The 17,569-nt window shown below is 71.8% G+C and carries 17 protein-coding genes and 1 pseudogene; 8 read left to right on the top strand and 10 right to left on the bottom strand.

Annotation, left to right across the window (positions count from 1 at the left end; all coding sequences use genetic code 11):
• Positions 1–48: 48 nt before the first annotated feature.
• Entirely contained in the window at positions 49–972 is a 924-nt protein-coding gene (locus tag ACFZDL_RS04085; protein ID WP_353591259.1) for a LysR family transcriptional regulator, read from the bottom strand.
• A 72-nt stretch (positions 973–1,044) separates the two neighbouring features.
• Between ACFZDL_RS04085 and ACFZDL_RS04080 the strand changes: the two are divergent.
• A pseudogene (locus ACFZDL_RS04080) lies at positions 1,045–1,413 on the top strand (YbfB/YjiJ family MFS transporter); the annotation flags it as partial.
• A 152-nt stretch (positions 1,414–1,565) separates the two neighbouring features.
• Here ACFZDL_RS04080 and ACFZDL_RS04075 read toward each other — a convergent pair.
• Together ACFZDL_RS04075 and ACFZDL_RS04070 are read right to left on the bottom strand one after the other, a co-directional pair.
• Positions 1,566–2,186, bottom strand: coding sequence for a TetR/AcrR family transcriptional regulator (locus ACFZDL_RS04075; protein WP_353591258.1), 621 nt, complete (start codon positions 2,184–2,186; stop codon positions 1,566–1,568).
• Positions 2,187–2,243: 57 nt separating this feature from the next.
• Entirely contained in the window at positions 2,244–2,852 is a 609-nt protein-coding gene (locus tag ACFZDL_RS04070) for a TetR/AcrR family transcriptional regulator (RefSeq protein ID WP_353591257.1), read from the bottom strand.
• Positions 2,853–2,983: 131 nt separating this feature from the next.
• Between ACFZDL_RS04070 and ACFZDL_RS04065 the strand changes: the two genes are divergently transcribed.
• Positions 2,984–3,976 carry an aldo/keto reductase gene (locus tag ACFZDL_RS04065; RefSeq protein ID WP_353591256.1) on the top strand — a complete coding sequence of 331 codons (993 nt, stop codon included), beginning with the start codon at positions 2,984–2,986 and terminating at the stop codon, positions 3,974–3,976.
• 94 nt (positions 3,977–4,070) lie between these two features.
• Here the strand turns inward: ACFZDL_RS04065 and ACFZDL_RS04060 are convergent, their stop codons facing one another.
• Both ACFZDL_RS04060 and ACFZDL_RS04055 read right to left on the bottom strand, forming a co-directional pair.
• Positions 4,071–5,450 carry an aspartate aminotransferase family protein gene (locus tag ACFZDL_RS04060; RefSeq protein ID WP_353591255.1) on the bottom strand — a complete coding sequence of 460 codons (1,380 nt, stop codon included), beginning with the start codon at positions 5,448–5,450 and terminating at the stop codon, positions 4,071–4,073.
• 14 nt (positions 5,451–5,464) lie between these two features.
• Positions 5,465–6,970: a CoA-acylating methylmalonate-semialdehyde dehydrogenase gene (locus ACFZDL_RS04055; RefSeq protein ID WP_353591254.1), complete on the bottom strand. Its 1,506-nt coding sequence runs from the start codon at positions 6,968–6,970 to the stop codon at positions 5,465–5,467.
• A 140-nt stretch (positions 6,971–7,110) separates the two neighbouring features.
• Between ACFZDL_RS04055 and ACFZDL_RS04050 the strand changes: the two genes are divergently transcribed.
• Entirely contained in the window at positions 7,111–8,709 is a 1,599-nt protein-coding gene (locus ACFZDL_RS04050) for a PucR family transcriptional regulator ligand-binding domain-containing protein (protein WP_353591253.1), read from the top strand.
• A 4-nt stretch (positions 8,710–8,713) separates the two neighbouring features.
• On the opposite strand, the gene ACFZDL_RS04045 is transcribed toward ACFZDL_RS04050, so the two are convergent.
• The gene (locus ACFZDL_RS04045) at positions 8,714–9,325 is read right to left on the bottom strand and encodes a short chain dehydrogenase (RefSeq protein WP_353591252.1); all 612 of its coding nucleotides are present in this window, start codon (positions 9,323–9,325) and stop codon (positions 8,714–8,716) included.
• A 69-nt stretch (positions 9,326–9,394) separates the two neighbouring features.
• Between ACFZDL_RS04045 and ACFZDL_RS04040 the strand changes: the two genes are divergently transcribed.
• From ACFZDL_RS04040 to ACFZDL_RS04020, 5 genes are all read left to right on the top strand, one after another.
• Complete coding sequence (locus tag ACFZDL_RS04040; RefSeq protein ID WP_353591251.1) at positions 9,395–10,285, top strand: LysR family transcriptional regulator; 891 nt, start codon at positions 9,395–9,397, stop codon at positions 10,283–10,285.
• Positions 10,286–10,386: 101 nt separating this feature from the next.
• Positions 10,387–10,530, top strand: coding sequence for a hypothetical protein (locus ACFZDL_RS04035; protein WP_353591250.1), 144 nt, complete (start codon positions 10,387–10,389; stop codon positions 10,528–10,530).
• A gap of 47 nt (positions 10,531–10,577) precedes the next feature.
• Positions 10,578–11,018: a hypothetical protein gene (locus ACFZDL_RS04030; protein WP_353591249.1), complete on the top strand. Its 441-nt coding sequence runs from the start codon at positions 10,578–10,580 to the stop codon at positions 11,016–11,018.
• 152 nt (positions 11,019–11,170) lie between these two features.
• Positions 11,171–11,824, top strand: a complete 654-nt coding sequence (locus ACFZDL_RS04025; protein ID WP_353591248.1) for a helix-turn-helix domain-containing protein — start codon at positions 11,171–11,173, stop codon at positions 11,822–11,824.
• Positions 11,825–11,945: 121 nt separating this feature from the next.
• Positions 11,946–13,040 (top strand): helix-turn-helix domain-containing protein, encoded by a 1,095-nt coding sequence (locus ACFZDL_RS04020; protein ID WP_353591247.1) that lies wholly within the window; start codon positions 11,946–11,948, stop codon positions 13,038–13,040.
• A gap of 40 nt (positions 13,041–13,080) precedes the next feature.
• On the opposite strand, the gene ACFZDL_RS04015 is transcribed toward ACFZDL_RS04020, so the two are convergent.
• The 4 genes from ACFZDL_RS04015 to ACFZDL_RS04000 all read right to left on the bottom strand — a co-directional run bounded on the left by ACFZDL_RS04015 (position 13,081) and on the right by ACFZDL_RS04000 (position 17,367).
• A complete protein-coding gene (locus ACFZDL_RS04015; protein ID WP_353591246.1) occupies positions 13,081–14,508 on the bottom strand; it encodes an Nramp family divalent metal transporter in 1,428 nt (475 codons plus the stop codon).
• A gap of 88 nt (positions 14,509–14,596) precedes the next feature.
• Positions 14,597–15,550, bottom strand: a complete 954-nt coding sequence (locus ACFZDL_RS04010) for a phosphoglycerate dehydrogenase (RefSeq protein ID WP_353591245.1) — start codon at positions 15,548–15,550, stop codon at positions 14,597–14,599.
• Positions 15,550–16,335, bottom strand: coding sequence for an aldolase/citrate lyase family protein (locus ACFZDL_RS04005; protein ID WP_353591244.1), 786 nt, complete (start codon positions 16,333–16,335; stop codon positions 15,550–15,552). Before ACFZDL_RS04005 ends, ACFZDL_RS04010 begins: the two co-directional genes overlap by 1 nt.
• 51 nt (positions 16,336–16,386) lie before the next feature.
• Positions 16,387–17,367 carry an aldo/keto reductase gene (locus tag ACFZDL_RS04000; RefSeq protein WP_353591243.1) on the bottom strand — a complete coding sequence of 327 codons (981 nt, stop codon included), beginning with the start codon at positions 17,365–17,367 and terminating at the stop codon, positions 16,387–16,389.
• Positions 17,368–17,569 lie beyond the last annotated feature (202 nt).

Genomic DNA, 17,569 nt, shown 5'->3' with positions numbered 1-17,569 from the left:
GAACGGTGTGGTGCGGTCGCGTGCGGGGCGGGGGAGCGGCGGAGTTTCCTAGGACCGATACGGGTCGCCGTCGGGCAGCCAGACGTCCGGGCCGTGGATTCCCGCGTCGCCGACGCCGTCGCAGAGGGCGTCGACGACGGCGAGGACCGCGGGACGGACTTCGCTGCGGCGCCACACCAGGGACCAGGTCCAGTGGATCTGCGGCGCGATGACGGGGCGTCGGACGAGGTCGGGCGGGAGCGGGACGGTCTGGCCCTTGGGCGAGTTGATGACCGGGCGGCCGCTGCGGCGGACGTGGTCGAAGAAGGCGGGGCCGGTGATGCCGCCGTCGGAGATGTGCGTCGCGTGGGCCCCGGTGTCCTTGGCCAGGTGTTCGGCGTAGGTGTTCCAGGACGACCAGGAGGTGATGTCGTCGTCCAGGAGGACGACGGTGTCCCGCGCGGTCACCTCGCCGGTGTCTTTGCCGGTGGCGACGGCATGGAGCCGGTCAGCGCCGAGGAGCCGGGCGCGCAGGTCGAGCTGTTCCAGGTCCGCGGTGCGTACCCAGCACACGGCGAGGTCCAGGCTCCCGTCGGCGACCCGGGCGGCCTGGCTGTGCGAGGGGGCGATCCACGCGTCGATGTGGACGTGGGCCACGGCGGACGTGCGGTCGGTCAGGTCCGGGGGCAGCCAGTTGACGTAGCCGAGCCGGACCGGTTCGGAGCCCGACAGCCGACGCGCACGTTGGTGCAGGTCGTCGGCGCGATCCAGCAGAGCGCGGGTGTGCGGGAGCAGGGCCGAGCCGGCCGGAGTGAGGGACACCGAACGGCGGTCCCGGTCGAACAGCCGCACCCCCAGGTCACGTTCGAGCGCCTTGATCTGCTGGGACAGGGACGGTCCTGCGATCAGGAGCCGCTCGGCGGCCCGGCCGAAGTTCAGCTCCTCGGCCACGGCGACGAAATAGCGAAGTTGGCGCAGCTCCACGCCCGCCATCGTACGTCGGTGAGAGGCCGAGCCTCCCAGGAGAGAGAAAGCCGGTCGTGGCGTGGCTTCCGAGGGCAGGCGACCGCGGGCTCGGGCGCCGACCTGGCCACCGCCAACTACATCGGCTACCTCGTCGGCGCGCTCACCGGCATCCTGGCGCCCGCGCTCGTCCGCTCGCCCGTCCTCCTGCGCGCTTCCCTGATCGCGCTGACCGGCAGCCTGGCCGCCATGCCCGCCACCCACAGTACGGCGGTGTGGATCGTGCTGCGGCTGCTGGCCGGTGTCGCCAGCGCCCTGATCTTCGTCATCGCCGTCAGCTCCCTCCACAGCCATCTGCGCGAGCACCCCGCCCACCTGCCGGGCTGGGCCTTCGGCGGAGTAGGTGCCGGTATCGCCCTGTCCGGCTGCGCATCGGCTTCCCGGACCGCGCGGTGGTGGTGCGACACGGCGCCGCCGCACCACAGTCGACATCCGGGGAGGATGTCGCGGACCCGGACAGGGGTGGTGTCCGAGGAGCCGGGTCCCGGTAGGGCCGGATCCCGGCGCGGCCACCCGCATGCGCCCCTTGTCCCGCCCACCGCGTGTCCCGCGGCGGGCGGGCGTCAGACACCGGCCACGGCCTCCCGCGGCGCACGAGCGCCGAGCAGGGCAAGGCAGTTCGTCCACAAGGGACCGAGCTGGTGGGTGCTGTTGTAGAGCTTGGCGAACAGCACCTGCCCCTCGAGCTGGGCGACCACCGCCCGCGCGGCTTCCCGGGTCTCGGCCACCTCGACTTCCCGCCGTTCAAGAGCCTCGGTGATGACCGAGTCGACCATCTCGACCTGCTCGTCGAAGATCTCCTGCAGCCGAGCGCGGATGGCCTCGGTCTGGTTGCTCATCTCCAGGGTGAGGTTCCCGAACAGACACCCCGAGACGGTGCCGCAACTCCGCTGGGCGGCGCGGAGGCCGACCTCCGTCTCCTCGAACAGCCGACGCAGACGCAGCAGCGGTTGAGCCCCACCGCTGAGAGCCGTTTCCCAGGTGCGTTTCTGCCCGGTCCAGTGCTCATCGATGACGGCCAGCGCGAGGGACTCCTTCGAAGCGAAGAAGTAGTAGAAGCTCCCCTTGGGCACACCGGCCGTCCTGCATATCTCGGCCACCCCAAGGGCTGAGTAGCCATGGGTCTCGATGAGCGACCGAGCGGCGCTCAGAATTCTCTCGCGAGCATCACTGGTCCGTCCCATGAAGCCAGTTTACGACCGGTCGACTACTACGCTTCCGTGTCCCTGTGATCAGGGGTGTCACAGGCGGTCGGGGTGCGGGGTGCCCGCGCCGCGGAGGAGGGTGTCCACGACGAGCGTCGCGAGGGTTTCGGTGTCCTTCTCGCTCTCGTTCCTGCTCTGTGCGGCCTCGTGGATGAGGGCGTAGTAGACGCGCCGGGTCCACGGGATGTCGATGTCGGCGCGCAGGACGCCCGCCTCCTGGGCCCGGCGGAACAGCCGTTCACATGTGTCCCGTACATCGCTGTGGATGCGCGCGACCTCCGGGTTGACCGATGACGCCTGGCTCATCGCGAATCCCCAACCGACCTTGACGCCCAGGACGTTCGCGGTCGTCTGGTAGAGGGCGACCAGCGGCGGAGCCGTGTCGGGGTGGGCGGCGTCCACCGCTGCGGCGAACCGCTGGGTGGCCCACCCCGCCAGGGCGTCGATGAGCGCTTCGCGGGTGGCGAAGCGCCGGTGCACGGTGGTGCGGGCGACGCCGGCGGCTTCGGCGATCTGTTCCATCGTGGCCGAGGGGTCGCGGCTGAGGGCGCGTTCGGCCGCTTCCAGGATCGCCGTCATCGTCCGCTCGGCGTCCGCGCGCAGCGGACGGCTGCCGGCGGGGGTCGACTGCCTCTGCGTCTTCATGGGGAAAGCATACGGCAGCGTCACGGTTCACTTCAGACTTGCGTCACTAGTGTTGCAAGTCGTACCTTCATTGCATCCTGCTTGACGCGACTATGACGCGACGAGCACCACCTCCTGAAAGGTTGGAGCACGTGGAGTACACCCGCCTCGGCCGCAGCGGACTCTCGGTGTCCCGGCTCGTCCTCGGCACCATGAACTTCGGGTCGCGCACGTCCGAAGAGGACAGTCGCGCGATCATGGACCGTGCGCATGAGCGCGGCATCAACTTCTTCGACACGGCCAACTCGTACGGCGCCCAGCAGGGCGAAGGCCTCACCGAGCAGATCCTGGGCCGGTGGTTCGCCCAGGGCGGCGACCGGCGCGAGAAGACCGTCCTCGCCACCAAGGTCTACCTTCCGATGGGGGAGTGGCCCAACGACAGAGGGCTGTCCGCGCTGCACATCCGGCGCGCCGTCGACGCGTCGCTGAAGCGGCTGCGGACCGACTACATCGACCTGTACCAGATGCACCACATCGACCGGGACACGCCGTGGGAAGAGATCTGGGAGGCGTTCAGCGTCCTTCGCCAGCAGGGAAAGGTGCTCTACTTCGGCTCGTCCAACTTCGCCGGCTGGCATATCGCCCTGGCGCAGGAGGCCGCCCGGTCGCGGCACTTCCTCGGGCTGGTCAGCGAGCAGTCGATCTACAACCTCATGGCGCGCTGGGCCGAGCTGGAGGTGTTGCCCGCCGCGCGCCACTACGGGCTGGGCGTGATCCCGTGGTCGCCGCTGCACGGCGGCGTACTCAGCGGTGTTCTGCGCAAGCAGCGTGAGGGGCTTGCCGAACGCAGCGGCTCGGGGCTGTGGGCCGCCGCGCTCGCCGAGCAGCGGGAGGCGGTCGAGGCCTATGAGAAGTTGTGCGCCGAGATCGGCGAGGACCCGGCGCACGTCGGACTGGCGTGGCTGCTCGCGCAGGACGGGGTGACCGGGCCGATCGTCGGACCCCGGACGGTCCAACAGCTCGACGGCACGCTGCGCGCACTGGAGATCACGCTCGACGACGGCACCCTGGCCGAGCTGGACCGGATCTTCCCGCCGCCCGCGCCCAACGGGGCCAAGCCCGCGCCCGAGGCGTACGCCTGGTGAACCCGTGGCCCCCGGCGAGGAGGCCGCCGGAACGGCCAGGGCCTGGAGTGGGCTCACCTGGCCGTTCGGCGGTGGCGGGAGGACGCCGGTCGCGCTACGGGGATTCGCCCGGCCCCGCCTCGTCGACCAGCGTGTCGACCCGGCTCAGGACCTGGTCGATGATGTGCAACCCCTCGCGGGCCTCGGATTCGGTGACGGTGCACGGCGGTACGAGGTGGATGCGGCCCGAGTTGGTGAACGGCAGCAGCCCGAGCTTCTTCGCGGTGCGCACGGCCTCGGCCATCACCGGGCTGCCGCCCCCGGTCGGCGCGACGGGCCGGCGGGTGTGCCGGTCGCTGACGAGCTCGATCGCCCAGAACACGCCGCGCCCGCGGACCTCGCCGACGCTGGGGTGGCGTTCGGCGAGCCGGAGCAGTTCGGGGCCGATCACGTCGGTGCCGATGCGGCGGGCGTTGTCGATGATGCCGTCGCGCTCCATGACGGTGATCGCGGCCACGGCCGCCGCACACGCCAGGGGGTGCCCGGAGTAGGTGAGCCCGCCGGGGTAGGGGCGGTGCGCGAAGTGTTCGGCGATCCGGTCCGCGATGACGACACCGCCCAGCGGGACGTACCCGGAGTTGACGCCCTTGGCGAAGGTCAGCAGGTCGGGGACCACGCCTTCGTCGTCGCAGACGAACCACGCGCCGGTGCGGCCGAAGCCGGTCATCACCTCGTCGACGATGAACACGATGCCGTACCGGTCGCACAGCGACCTCACGCCCGCGAGATAGCCCGGCGGGGGCGGCATGATGCCGGCCGTCCCGGGGATGGCCTCCAGCAGGATCGCGGCGATGGTCTGCGGCCCTTCGAGTTCGATGACCTGCTCGAGGTGTGCGAGGGCCCGCCGGCACTCCTCCTCTTCGGTCGTCGCGTCGAAGTGGCTGCGGTACAGGTAGGGGCCGAAGAAGTGGACCACCCCGGAGGTCCCCTCGTCGTTGGGCCAGCGGCGCGGGTCCCCGGTCAGGTTGATCGCGGTCTGCGTGCCGCCGTGGTACGAGCGGTAGCGGCTCAGTACCTTGGGCCGGCCGGTGGTCAGACGGGCCATGCGCACGGCGTGTTCGTTGGCGTCGGCACCGCCATTGGTGAAGAACACCCGGTTCAGATCGCCGGGGGCGCGTTCGCAGATCAGGCGGGCCGCCTCGGAGCGCTGGTCGTTGGCGTGCTGCGGGGCGACGGTGGCCAGGGTGCGGGCCTGGTGGGCGATCGCCTCCACGACATAGGGGTGCTGGTGGCCGATGTTGGTGTTCACCAGCTGGGAGGAGAAGTCGAGCAGCCGGTTGCCTTCGCCGTCCCAGATGTACGAACCCTCGGCGCGGGTGATGACCATGGGGTCGAGTTCGGCCTGGGCGGACCAGGAGTGGAAGACATGGCGGCGGTCGAGCTCGTACGTCCGGGCGACGGCCTGGGGATTGAGCTCGTGGTGGACGAGAGTCATGGCGGGCGTCTCCTTCAGGCGGTCTGCGGGAAGCCGAGGTTGAGGCCGCCGTGGCGGGGGCCCCGCCAGCGGGTGGTGACGACCTTGCCGCGGGTGAAGAAGTGCACGCCCTCGGTGCCGTGCGCATGGGTGTCCCCGAACAGGGAGCTCTTCCAGCCGCCGAAGCTGTAGTAGGCCATCGGCACGGGAATCGGCACGTTGATGCCGACCATGCCGACCTCGACCTCGTTGTGGAAGCGGCGCGCGGCCCCGCCGTCATTGGTGAAGATCGCCGTGCCGTTGCCGTACGGGTTGGCGTTGATCAGCTCCAGGGCCTCGTCGTAGGAGTCGACCCGCAGGATGGACAGGACAGGGCCGAAGATCTCGTCGGTGTAGCAGCTCATGGTGGGGGTGACGCGATCGACCACGGTGGGGCCGAGCCAGAAACCGTCCCGGCCGCCGTCGGCCACGACCTGCCGTCCGTCCACGACGATGGCCGCGCCCTCCTGCTCGGCCCGGTCGACGTAGGAGGCGACCCGGTCGCGGTGCGCGGCCGTCACCAGCGGCCCCATGTCACAGTCCCGGGTGCCGTCGCCGGTCTTGACGCGCCGGGCGCGCTCGGCGATCTTCGCGACCAGCTCGTCGGCGACACCGCCGACCGCCACGACCGCGGAGATCGCCATGCAGCGCTCCCCGGCCGACCCGAATCCGGCGTTGACCATGGCGTCGGCGGCGAGGTCCAGGTCGGCGTCGGGCAGCACGACGGCGTGGTTCTTCGCCCCGCCCAGAGCCTGGACCCGCTTCCCCGCGGCGGTTCCCGCGGCGTACACATACCGGGCGACCGGCGTGGAGCCCACGAAGCTGATGGCCTTGACGGCCCGGTGGGACAGCAGTTCGTCGACCGCGACCTTGTCACCCTGCAGTACGTTGAACACGCCGGGCGGCAGTCCGGCCTCGGCCCACAGCTCGGCCAGCCACAGGGCGGCCGAGGGGTCCTTCTCGCTCGGCTTGAGCACCACGGTGTTGCCGGCCGCGATGGCCACGGGGAAGAACCACATCGGCACCATGGCGGGGAAGTTGAACGGCGAGATGATGCCGACGACCCCGAGCGGCTGCCGGATCGAGGTCACGTCCACCCCGGTCGAGGCGTTCTCGCTGAACCCGCCCTTGAGCAGATGCGGGATGCCGCAGGCGAACTCCACGACCTCCTGGCCGCGGGTGACCTCGCCCAGCGCGTCGGACAGGACCTTGCCGTGCTCACCGGTGATGATCTCGGCGAGCTCGCCCTTGCGCTCGTTGAGCAGCTCACGGAACCGGAACATGATCGCGGTGCGCCTGGCCAGCGAGGTGTCGCGCCAGCCGGGGAAGGCTGCCGCGGCCGCCTCGATCACCGCGTGTGAGTCCTCCACATGGGCGAGGGCCACCTCGCGCGTCACCGCACCGGTCGCGGGGTTGGTCACGGCGGCGGAGCGGCCGCTCGTGCCGGGGAAGGCCTTGTTGTTGGCCCAATGGCCGATGCGTGACAGATCGCTGGTCGCCACTGATTCCTCGCCCTCGCTCGGTCGTTCACGACGCCGCCGTCCGGCGCCTGGGAAGGGCCGTCGGCCTGCTTGCTGTGAGGCTGCCAGAGCCCGGGCGGACAGACTGTAAAACCATCCGGCCGACTGCTTACACTTCGGCAATGCAGCTGACCATCCGGGAAGTCCTCGCGCTCCCCGTCATGGCCGCGGGCCGGCCACGTGTCATCGGCGGCCGGGACCACCTCGACCGACCGGTCCGCTGGGTCCACATCAGCGATCTCAGCGACCTCACCGATCTGCTCGAGGGCGGTGAACTCGTCCTGACCACCGGTCTGCCCCTGTCCGTCGGTGCCCGCCAGGCATCCGCCTACCTGGCCATGCTGGCCGAGCAGGACGTGGCGGGGCTCGTCGTCGAACTGGGCACCCACCTCAAGAGGGCGCCCGACCACCTGGGGACCCTGGCCGACTCCGTCCGCCTCCCGGTCGTGGTCCTGTCCGCCACCATCCGCTTCATCGAGGTCACCCAGCAGGTACACCGGCTGATCGTGGCGGACCAGTACGACGAGGTGGAATTCGCCCGGACCACCCACGAGGTCTTCACCTCGCTCAACATCGCCCGCGCCTCCACCACGGACATCGTGACGCGCGCGGCGCAGACCCTGGGCGCCCCCCTGGTCCTGGAAGATCTCAGCCGGCATGTGCTGGCCTTCTGCGCGCTGGGCACCCCGACGGCGCGACTGCTTGACCAGTGGGCGGAACGATCACGCCTCCACGCCTCCGCGGACACCCACACCACCGCGTCGGCCTGGTCGGCCGTCCCGGTGGGCGTCGGCTCCGAACGGTGGGGCCGACTCGTCCTGCCCACCCGGACACCGAACGCGTCCCGCGCACGCATGGTCCTCGAACGCGCCGCGCAGTCCCTGCAGCTGCACCGGATGATCCAGCAGGAGCGCGACGCGCTCGTCGTCCACGCGCTCGGCGGCCTCCTGGACGACCTGCGGGGCGGCCGGATCAACGACGACACCGAGGCCCTGGCGCGGGCGAGCGCCCTCGGCCTCACCCCGAGCACCCACTATGTGCCGCTCTCCGTACGGGTCCCCGGGCGGCCCGATGCCGACGCACTGACCCAGGGCGAGGTCGACCGCCGGCTGCTGAGCGCCGTACGGCAGGCGGTCGCCGCCGCCGGTCAGAGCGCGATCGTCTCCATCCGCCGGGAAGGAACCGTCTCGGCGATCATGTCGTGTCCCCCCAAGGGCGCCGACAGCGCGCTGGGCGCCGTGTGCGGCGGTCTGCGCGAGCGGCTGACCGGACGAGGCGGCACGGACGGCTGGGTCGCCGGCACCGCACCCGCCTCCCCGAGCCTCGTCGCCGCGGCCCAGGGCATCACCGAGGCGGAACACGTGGCCGACGTCGGGCTGACCATGCCGGAGACCAACCGCCTCTACCGCTCGACCGACGTACGTCTGCGCGGGCTCGTCGCCCTCCTGCGCGACGACCACCGCGTCCAGGCGTTCGCCGAGACCGAACTGGGCCGCCTCCTCGACCACGACGCCCGCACGGGCGACACCCTCGTGGCTCTGCTGCGCACCCACCTCGACTGCGCGGGCTCCAAGACGCACACCGCTCGGCTGACCGGCCTGAGCCGCCCCACCCTCTACAGCCGCCTGCGGACCATCGAACGCATCCTTGACGTGTCACTGGAGTCCGCCGAGTCACGCACCTCGCTCCACACCGCCCTCATGATCATCGACGCCCGCTGAACCGTCACAGGCGGTAGATCTGCCCGGTCTGTGCCCCCTCCACCGACCGCACATACACCTGGGCGACGTCCTCCAGCGGCACGGAGCCCATGCCGGGGAAGAAGTCGCCGTAGGTGTCCAGAGACTCGGTGAACACGTTGGGGGAGACCGCGTTCACCCGCAGGGGTGCGATCTCGATCGCGGCGGCCCGGACGAAGGCCTCGACGGCGCCGTTGGCCAGCGACGCGGCGGCACCGGTCGGGATCGGCTCGTGCCCGAGCACACCGGTGATCAGCGTGAAGGAGCCGCGCGCGGCGACATGGTCGAGACCCTGGCGGACCAGCTCGATCTGGGAGAGCACCTTGCCGGTGAAGGCGGCCTGCCAGTCCTCGGGGCGGAACTCCGCCAACGGCTTGAACGGCACCGAACCGGCCGCGCTGACCACGGCGTCCAGCGGTCCGGCGGCCTCGTACAGCGCGCTGATCTGCGCCGGATCGCCGATGTCGAAGCGCAGGTCACCCGAGGTGCGCCCCACGGTCAGGACCTGGTGGCCGCGGGAGCTGAGGGTCCGGTGCAGGGCGTGGCCGAGCGTCCCGCTCGCGCCGATCAGGAGGATGCGCTGCTGTGGATTCGTCATGGCGGCCACGCTAGGCGGGCGCCCCGCGCCGAAGAAATGCTTTCCGCGCACTGCTTATGCTTACCGGTCATGAATCTGGAGCTGCGCCATCTGCGGGCCCTCGCGGCGATCGGCGATGAGGGCAGCCTGACCGGTGCCGCCCGCGCACTGCACACCACGCAGCCCGCCCTTTCCCGCACCCTCGCCCAGCTCGAACAGCGCCTCGGCGTACGGCTGGTGGAGCGGACGACGCGCAGGGTGCGCCTGACCGAGTCCGGTGAGCGGCTGTGGGAACACGCGCATCGCATTCTCGGCCAGCTCGACGACGCCGTCGCCGAGGTCGTGGGGGACCGCCGGCCGCGTCCCCTGCGGCTGGCCTTCACCTGGGCGGCGCTGGGCAGCCACACCGTGCCGCTGCTGCGCACCTGGCGCGAGCGGCACCCCGAGGTTCCGGTGCACATCCGCCGGGCCGACGACCCGGTGGGACTGCTCCGCCGTGGCGAGGCGGATCTGGCGTTCGTGCGGCTGCGCCCGGAGCCGGACGACCGGCATGTGGTGCACAGCGAGCTGACCCGGGAGCGCCGCATGGCCGCCCTGCCGATGGGGCATCCGCTGGCGGACCGCGCGGACGTGGCCCTCGCCGACCTGGGCGACGATACGGTGGCGCTGTGCGCGACGGCCTCGACGACCAGCGCGGAGCTGTGGCCGGAGGGCCGCCGACCGCGTACGGTGACCGTCCCCGGCGTGGACGAGTGGCTGACGACGATCGCGACGGGCGCGGCGATCGGGGTGACCGCCGAGGGGACCGTGCACCAGCATCCGCACCCGGGCGTGCGCTACGTGCCGTTGCGCGACGCCGACCCGGTCACCGTCCACCTGGCGTGGCCCGCGCGCTCCGCCCACCCGGCGACGGCCGCCTTCCTGCGCCACACCGAGCGCCATGTCGCGGGGAACGGCGGGCCGCCCACGTCGGGAGGGTGACCCGGGGGGTTGCGGCGGTACGCCGGGAGCGGCGGCGAGGCCGAGGTGTGTCAGCCGACCAGGCTCGCCGGCGCCGGCGCGAGGGCGATGGTGTGGTGGGTGTGCTGGACCTTGGCGCGCCGCCCGACCAGGTACGGGCGCTCGCCGACGGCCTCGGCGAAGCGAGCCGCCGGATGACCGCCGGGCCCGGCGGAGCCCGTGCCGGGGCCGACGGGACCGCGTGCCCGGGTGCCGGCGCCGGTTGACCGGCTCAGCGCAGGAGTAGCCCCTACGAGTACGAGAGGAACACGCGGTGCGGTACGAGGACGGGTCCCCTTACGCGTACACCCCCGGCATCGGGGTGGCCCACGGCGTCCAGGCGGTCAATGTGGGGTGGTTGGAGAGGCAGGACGAGTTTCCCCGCGGTGCGGTGCCGGCGGAGTTCGTCCGCGCGCTCGGGGTCCTCTGCCGGGACAACTCGACCAACCGTACGCGGGGTTGGCAGAGCTGCACGCTGTCGCATCCCGAAGGGAAGCCGCCCTATCCCGTCGTGGCGGATGTCGACGGTACCGAGGTCACCCTCGGCAGCGCCGAGATCAGGGTTCTGGCCCGGGACGGCAGGTGGCTGATCGCCCCCAATCTCGTCCTCCACTACGTCATCGCCCACGGCTACCTCCCGCCACAAGAGTTCATCGAGGCGGTGATGGCGCGGCGGGTCATCCCGGAACCGCCCTCCCGAATGCCCGGGTTCTAGCAGGAGCGCGCCGCGGACCTGCCGGACGCCTGACCGGCCGGGTCATTGCGTACGCTTTCGTCGTTCGGCCTCGCCGACCCGGGCGAGGATCCGCGGCGGTCTGGGGGACGGGCCTTCGTGGAGTGGTGCGGTGTCCCGAGGTGACGATGGCGATGGCCGACAGGACGAGGCGGGACGAGCAGGTCAGTGCGACGCGGGTGGCGCTGCTGGACGCGGCGGAGCGGCTGTTCGCCGAGCGCGGGGTGCACGCGGTCGCCAACCGCCAGATCAGTGAGGCCGCCGGGCAGGGAAACAACGCCGCGGTCAGCTACCACTTCGGCACCAAGGTCGACCTGGTGCGTGCCATCACTCGCCGGCATGCCGAGCGGGTGGAGGTCGGCCGGCTGCGCATGATGGCCGAGATCGGTGACTCGACTGATCTGCGGGACTGGGTGGCGTGTGCGGTGCGTCCCGTGACCGAGCATCTGGAGGCCTTGGGCACTCCCAGCTGGTACGCGCGGTTCATCGCCCAGGTCACGGCGAACCCGGCGCTGCGTGCCATCCCCACGGAGGAGTTCGCGGCCGGCTCGTCGTCGATGCGGCGGTTGCAGGAGGGTTTTGACCGCTGTCTGCCCGGTCTGCCGGCTGAGGTGCATGCCGAGCGTGCGGCCATGACGCGGCATTTGATCGCGCAGGTGTCCGCGGAGCGGGAGCGTGCCCTCGCGGACAACGCCTTCACTCCACGCGCCAGTTGGCGCGAGGCGGCGAACGGGCTGATCGATGTCGTCGTCGCCCTGTGGCAGGCGCCGTTCACGCGCGAGGACTGATCGGCGGCCCCGCCCGAGGCTCATGCCACCGTCGGCGGGGGAGCGGATGCTCTGAACACTCGGACTCGGGAACCATCTGAATTCTCGGAGTATCGTGGCCGTGGACTGGGAGGGAGCCGCGATGGTCCGCCTGACTCGGGCGCAGCAGCAGGAACTCACCCGCGCGACGGTGCTGGCCGCGGCGAGGGAGGAGTTCGCCGACCACGGATACGCCGAGGCGAAGGTCGACCGGATCGCCGAGCGAGCCGAGCTGACCCGTGGCGCGGTGTACTCGAACTTCCCGAGCAAGCGCGCGCTGTACCTCGCGGTGCTGGTCGACGTGGCGCAGGCGTCGGCGGCTGAGGAGCTCCCGCGGTCCTCGCCGGAGTCGGTGGCCGATGCCCTGGGGGCGTTCGCCCGGGTCTGGCTCGAACGGCTGCCTCTGGTCGGCGAGCCTTCGGCGGGCGGCCATCTGCGCCTGCGCTCGCTGTCCGGCGTGCTCGACGACGAACCGGCTCGGACCGGGCTGGCCCAGATCGTCCGGCTGGAGGCGCTGCTGCTCGCGCTGGCGCTCGAATCACACCGTCCACGGGGCGCGAAGCGGGTGCGCCGGGTGAGGCTGGCGGAGTTGGTGCTGACGCTGTTGAACGGTTCGGCGGGTCTGGCGGAGACGGCGCCGGGGTTCGGCGACCCCTTCGACGTGGCGCGCGCGTGTGAGCATCTGGCGGGGATCGACCTCGCGGATGTGTGGGACCCGCCGCATCTGCCCTACGTGGACCCGGCGCGGCCCTGCGACGAGGACTGGACCCCGCCGGCCGAGGTGTTCGACGAGATCACCGGCCGCCCGGTCGCCCTCGACGCCGATGGCGTGATCGCGGTCCTGGGCACCGGCCGGCTGGCCGCGGCCGAGGAGGCCGTCCGCGGCGCACGCCCCGGCGAGCAGGTGACCGTGGCCGTCGTGACGAGCGATCCGGCCGAGATCGGACGGCTCGTCCGGCTCAGGGTCAGCGATCTCAGCGGCTGTCTGCGGCGCGTGTTCGCCGCCGACGCGTGGCCGGGCCTGCGTCTGGTACTCGACGACCACGCCCTGACCGCCTCGTCGGTCGGCCTCACCGAAGCCGGCGACGCGACCGAAGCGGCGGTGCGCGTCCGCGACGGCAGGGTCGTGGCCCGGGCCGAGGGCCGGGGCGCGGCCCACGCCGCGGCGACCACCGGCCCCTCGAAGACCGCACGATAGTGCTGGAGGGGCGGCGGCCGGCCGTGCGTCGGGTCCGGACTCAGCTGCCGGGCGTGAGCTCGAGCGTGTCGAGCACCCCGTACACCCCGAGGAACAGGATCGCCGCGCTGCTCACCACGAGGGCGGCGGTCAGCCAGGGGTTGGCGCGGAAGCGGGGCGGCACGCCGGTGTAGCGCAGGCGCCAGACCGCGACCACGACCGCGAGCAGGAAGACACCACCGCCGATGCCGCCGATCTGCACCATCAGGACCGGGGACTGGACCCACAGGAAGATGCACATCCACACCGGGGGCAGGCAGCAGGTGAGGATGCGGATGGTGCGCGTGCGTACGCGCATGTCCTTCCAGTTGATCACTCCGAGCAGACCGAGGGTGTTGGTCCACAGACGGGGGACGCTGGCCGACGAGGCGACGGTGACCGAGAAGAGGACCGCGATCGCGCCACCCAGGAACAGGTACTCGGCCCACGGGCCGAGCGTGTCGGTGTAGATGTGCGAGAGCGTGGTGATCATGCCGTTGCCCTCGGGCACCAGGCCCTGCGGGTGGAGCACCGAGGCCCCGATCACGTAGAAGGACAGGGTGCAGACGGTGCACACGATCCAGGAGACGCCCACGTCGAGCCGCATGACCTTGAGCCAGCCCTCGGCCCGCCGGGCGCGCTCCTCGCTGCCGTCGTCGGGGCCGGTCCAGCGGGCGTAGCCCTTCTCCATGCACCAGTAGGTGTACGTCGTCATCTCATCGGCGCCGACACCGGTGATGCCGAACATGGCGAGTGCGATGCCGATCGTGCCCGCGGGGATCTGGAAGCTCAGCCCGTCGGCGAACTGCTCGGTGCCGTACCCGAAGGCGGTGAACGGCAGGGCGAGCGCCAGGCCGACGGTGATGACCGTCTTGAGCGTGATGCCGATGACCTCGACCCGCTCGACGACGTGGTACTTGCCCGTCTGGAGGATGAGGATGGCGACGCCGGTGACAATCAGGGCCCAGATGGTCAGGGACGATGTGCTCAGCGCCGCCCCGTGGATCGGCAGCAGGATCGAGCAGGCCGCCGCGGTGCCGCCGATGATGCCGCCGCGCTGGAACATCTTGGCGAAGTCCATGCCGATCCAGAGCCAGTTGATCCAGCTCAGCCGGCCGATCCGGGGGCCGACGTCACGGAAGCCGTCGAGCGCGGGGCGGCCGTTGAGAATGGTCCAGCGGGCCAGCTCCATCTGCACCCACACCTTGACCGCGGTGGAGACGATCACCAGCCACAGCAGCGCGAACCCGGCCTTGGCGCCGAGCGACGTGGTGGTGATCAGCTCACCGGAGCCGACGACGGCGGCGGACAGCACGAGACCGGGGCCGAGCTCGCGCACCCGGCCGCGAAAGCTCTCGGGGGCCGGGCGGGCGTCTTCGGCGCGCAGCGCGTACGGGTCGGCCTGCGCGGGGGGTGGCGCGGCCGTGGTGCCGTCGGTCGTGGTGGCCATATCAGGTCCTTAGAGGGATTTTCCGGCGTCGTCGCCGGTATCCGGAAACGGGGACGGGGGGTGGCGTGGGGGCGTGTGGCGGGGTGTCTCAACGCGCCTGGTGGTGCGGCTCCTCGCCCGCCAGGACACGGACGACGTCCTCGGCCACCATCGTGCCCATGGCCTGGTTGGCCTCGGGCGTACAGGCGGCCATATGGGAGGTCAGCAGGGTGCGCGGGGCCTCGCGCAGCGGGTGGTCGGCGGGCAGCGGCTCGGTGCTGAACGCGTCGAGGGCCGCGGCCCCGAGGTGGCCGGAGCCGAGCAGGTCGGCGAGCGCGTGTTCGTCGACGAGGCCGCCGCGCGCGGCGTTGACCAGGATCGCGCCCGGTTTCATCGCCGCCAGGCGGGCGCGGTCGAGCAGCGGGGCGCCCGACGGGTCGGGCGGGGTGTGCAGGCTGACGGCATCGGCGCGCGCCAACAGGGCGTCGAGCGCGACCGGTTCGGCGCCCTGCGCCCGGACGTCTGCCTCAAAGACGTACGGGTCGTGGGCAAGGAGCTCCATCCCGAAGGCACGGGCGTAGCCGACCAGCAGACGGCCGATGCGGCCGAAGCCGACGATGCCCAGCGTCTTGCCGTGCAGTTCGGGGCCGAACAGCTTCGGCCAGCCGCCCGCCGCCACCGCGGTGTGCGAGGCGGTGAGGGAGCGGGCGGCGGACAGCAGCAGGCCGAAGGCGTACTCGGCCACCGCGCGCGAGTTGCTGCCCGGCGCGCAGACGACCGGTATCCCGCGCGCGTGGGCGGCGGCCACGTCGATGGTGTCGACCCCGACGCCGTGCTTGGCGATCACCTTGAGGCGGGGCGCGGAGTCCATCACTTCGGCGGTGATCGGGTCCATGCCAACGATCAACGCGTCCGCTCCGGCCGCGCGCTCCAGGAGTTCGGCGGTGGGCAGCGCCACGTCCTCGCGGGGGCGCAGGGGGCCCGCTCCGGCCTCCTGGAGGATCTGCCAGGGGCGCTCCGAGTACCGGGCGAAGGTGGGGGTCGTGATGAGCGTGGTCGGCATCAGCGCGCCTGGCCGCGTGCCGCCTGGAGGTGGGACGTCGCGATCTGCTGCAGATGTACGACATCGGCCGCGACCGTGGCGAACGTGAACCCCTCGGCGAGGCGGCGGGCGGCGCTCGCGCCGTCGGCGTTGTGGATACCGGCCGCGATGCCCGCCGCCTCGGCCGCCTCGCGGACGCGGATGAGGGCCTGCTCGAACTCCTCCTGTACGGACGGGTCGGTGGAGGTCGCGCCGCCGATGGCCAGGCGCAGGTCGGACGGGCCGACGTAGACGCCGTCCAGACCGGGGGTCGCGCAGATCTCCTCGACGTTGGCCAGGCCGTCGGCCGTCTCGATCATCGCGAGGACGGCGGTCTGCTCGTGTGTGTCGGCCGGGTTCGGGCCGATGCGCAGCTGGGCGCGCATCGGGCCGTACGAGCGGCGGCCCAGCGGCGGATAGCGCACGGCGGCGACGGCGTCGGCGGCGTCCTGGGCGTTGTCGATCAGCGGGACGATCACGGCGCTCGCCCCCGCGTCGAGCGCCTTGCCGATGTAGGTCAGGTCGTTGGCCTCCACGCGCACCATGCCGACGGCGGTGCTGCCCTTGGTGTCGGTGGCGAGGAGGTTGTTCAGCATGCCCTGGTAGCCGAAGAGACCGTGCTGGGCGTCGAAGGCCAGGTAGTCGTAGCCGACGCGGGCAAGGCGCTCGGCGGCGATCGGCGAGTCGAGCAGCGACCAGTAGCCGATGAGCTGCTCGCGATTGCGCAGTGCGGCGGTGAACTCGGCGGACGTGCGGCCGGTGGCCATGTGTGTCTCCATTGCGAGGTGGGCTACGAGGTGAGCGGCGTGGGGGCGAGGTCAGCGGTTGTAGGCGGGCATCGGGCCGCGCAGGCGGGCGCCGACCTCGTCGCAGGCGGCCAGGACGTCCGCGGGCAGCGGGCCGGCGGAGGCGGCGGAGATGTTGGCCTTCAGGTGCTCGACCTTGGAGCCGCCGAGCAGCAGCGCGTCGGTGGAGGGCCGCGACAGCAGCCAGCGCAGGGCCAGGTCGGTCAGCGGCAGGCCCGCGTCGGAGGCGATCCGGGTGAGGTCCGTGACGGCGCGGAACAGATCCTCGTTCCAGTACCGCTCCCGGTACATCGCGGCCAGCTTGGAGTCGCCGAAGCGCCCGCCCGCCGGTGCCTGCTCGAAACGGTGGCGGCCGGTGAGCAGGCCGCCGCCGAGCGGGTTGTAGACCATCGTGTGCAGTCCGGTGACGGCGGCGAACTCCGTGTACTCCTCCTCGACGCGGCGCGCGAGGAGATTGTGCAGCTGCTGGGCTACGACGGGGCGCGGGGCGCCGACCTGGTCGGCCACGCGGTTGAGTTCGGCGATCTGCCAGGCGGCGAAGTTGGAGACGCCGAGGGCGAGGACCTTGCCCGCCGCTACGAACTCGGCGACGGTCGCCAGGGTATCGGCGAGCGGTGTCCTGCGGTCCGGCTGGTGCAGATAGAAGAGGTCGACGCGGTCGGTGCCCAGACGCTTGAGGCTCCCGTCGAGCGCGGCGCGCAGGCCCTCGGGGGAGAGCGGCGCGTGTTCGCCCTGGTCGGGGTGTGGAATGCCGGCCTTGGTGGCGAGAACCACCCGGTCGCGGCGGCCCGGCAGCAACTCGGCGAGCATGCGCTCGCTCTCCCCGCCCGCATAGCCGTTGGCGGTGTCCACACCGGTGATGCCCGCGTCGAGCGCGGCGTCCACCATCGCGGCGGCCGTCGCGCGGTCGGCGGTGTCGCCGAACGTCATCGTGCCGAGCACGAGACGGGACAGCGGGACGGGGACGTGCGGGAGTTCTGGGCCGACGGTCACGGCGGGTCCTTCCGAGGCGGGTGGTGCGGGTGGTGCGGTCTCGTGCTGATCGCGCGATCTCATGCGTGATGTGCGCATCACGGATGGTGCCGTGCGGCTGCGCGGCCCCGACCGGTCGCCGAGGTGGTTCCCGGCGGTGCCCGCGCTGCGGCCATGTACGGCGCGACGTGCAGGGTAGCCCGTACGCGACGCGCCCACGAGG

The organism is Streptomyces sp. NPDC007917, from assembly GCF_042959105.1.
Taxonomy (GTDB): Bacteria; Actinomycetota; Actinomycetes; order Streptomycetales; family Streptomycetaceae; genus Streptomyces.
This window is presented reverse-complemented; position numbering and strand designations above follow the sequence as displayed.

Excerpts from the sequence above, each read along its gene's own strand:
- ACFZDL_RS04085 (WP_353591259.1), bottom strand. The coding sequence starts at position 972 with ATGGCGGGCGTGGAGCTGCGCCAACTTCGCTATTTCGTCGCCGTGGCC.
- ACFZDL_RS04045 (WP_353591252.1), bottom strand. The coding sequence starts at position 9,325 with ATGACGAATCCACAGCAGCGCATCCTCCTGATCGGCGCGAGCGGGACG.
- ACFZDL_RS04005 (WP_353591244.1), bottom strand. The coding sequence starts at position 16,335 with ATGGCCACCGGCCGCACGTCCGCCGAGTTCACCGCCGCACTGCGCAAT.
- ACFZDL_RS04050 (WP_353591253.1), top strand. The coding sequence starts at position 7,111 with ATGCAGCTGACCATCCGGGAAGTCCTCGCGCTCCCCGTCATGGCCGCG.
- ACFZDL_RS04070 (WP_353591257.1), bottom strand. The coding sequence starts at position 2,852 with ATGAAGACGCAGAGGCAGTCGACCCCCGCCGGCAGCCGTCCGCTGCGC.
- ACFZDL_RS04020 (WP_353591247.1), top strand. The coding sequence starts at position 11,946 with ATGGTCCGCCTGACTCGGGCGCAGCAGCAGGAACTCACCCGCGCGACG.
- ACFZDL_RS04025 (WP_353591248.1), top strand. The coding sequence starts at position 11,171 with ATGGCCGACAGGACGAGGCGGGACGAGCAGGTCAGTGCGACGCGGGTG.
- ACFZDL_RS04060 (WP_353591255.1), bottom strand. The coding sequence starts at position 5,450 with ATGACTCTCGTCCACCACGAGCTCAATCCCCAGGCCGTCGCCCGGACG.
- ACFZDL_RS04040 (WP_353591251.1), top strand. The coding sequence starts at position 9,395 with ATGAATCTGGAGCTGCGCCATCTGCGGGCCCTCGCGGCGATCGGCGAT.
- ACFZDL_RS04075 (WP_353591258.1), bottom strand. The coding sequence starts at position 2,186 with ATGGGACGGACCAGTGATGCTCGCGAGAGAATTCTGAGCGCCGCTCGG.
- ACFZDL_RS04010 (WP_353591245.1), bottom strand. The coding sequence starts at position 15,550 with ATGCCGACCACGCTCATCACGACCCCCACCTTCGCCCGGTACTCGGAG.
- ACFZDL_RS04015 (WP_353591246.1), bottom strand. The coding sequence starts at position 14,508 with ATGGCCACCACGACCGACGGCACCACGGCCGCGCCACCCCCCGCGCAG.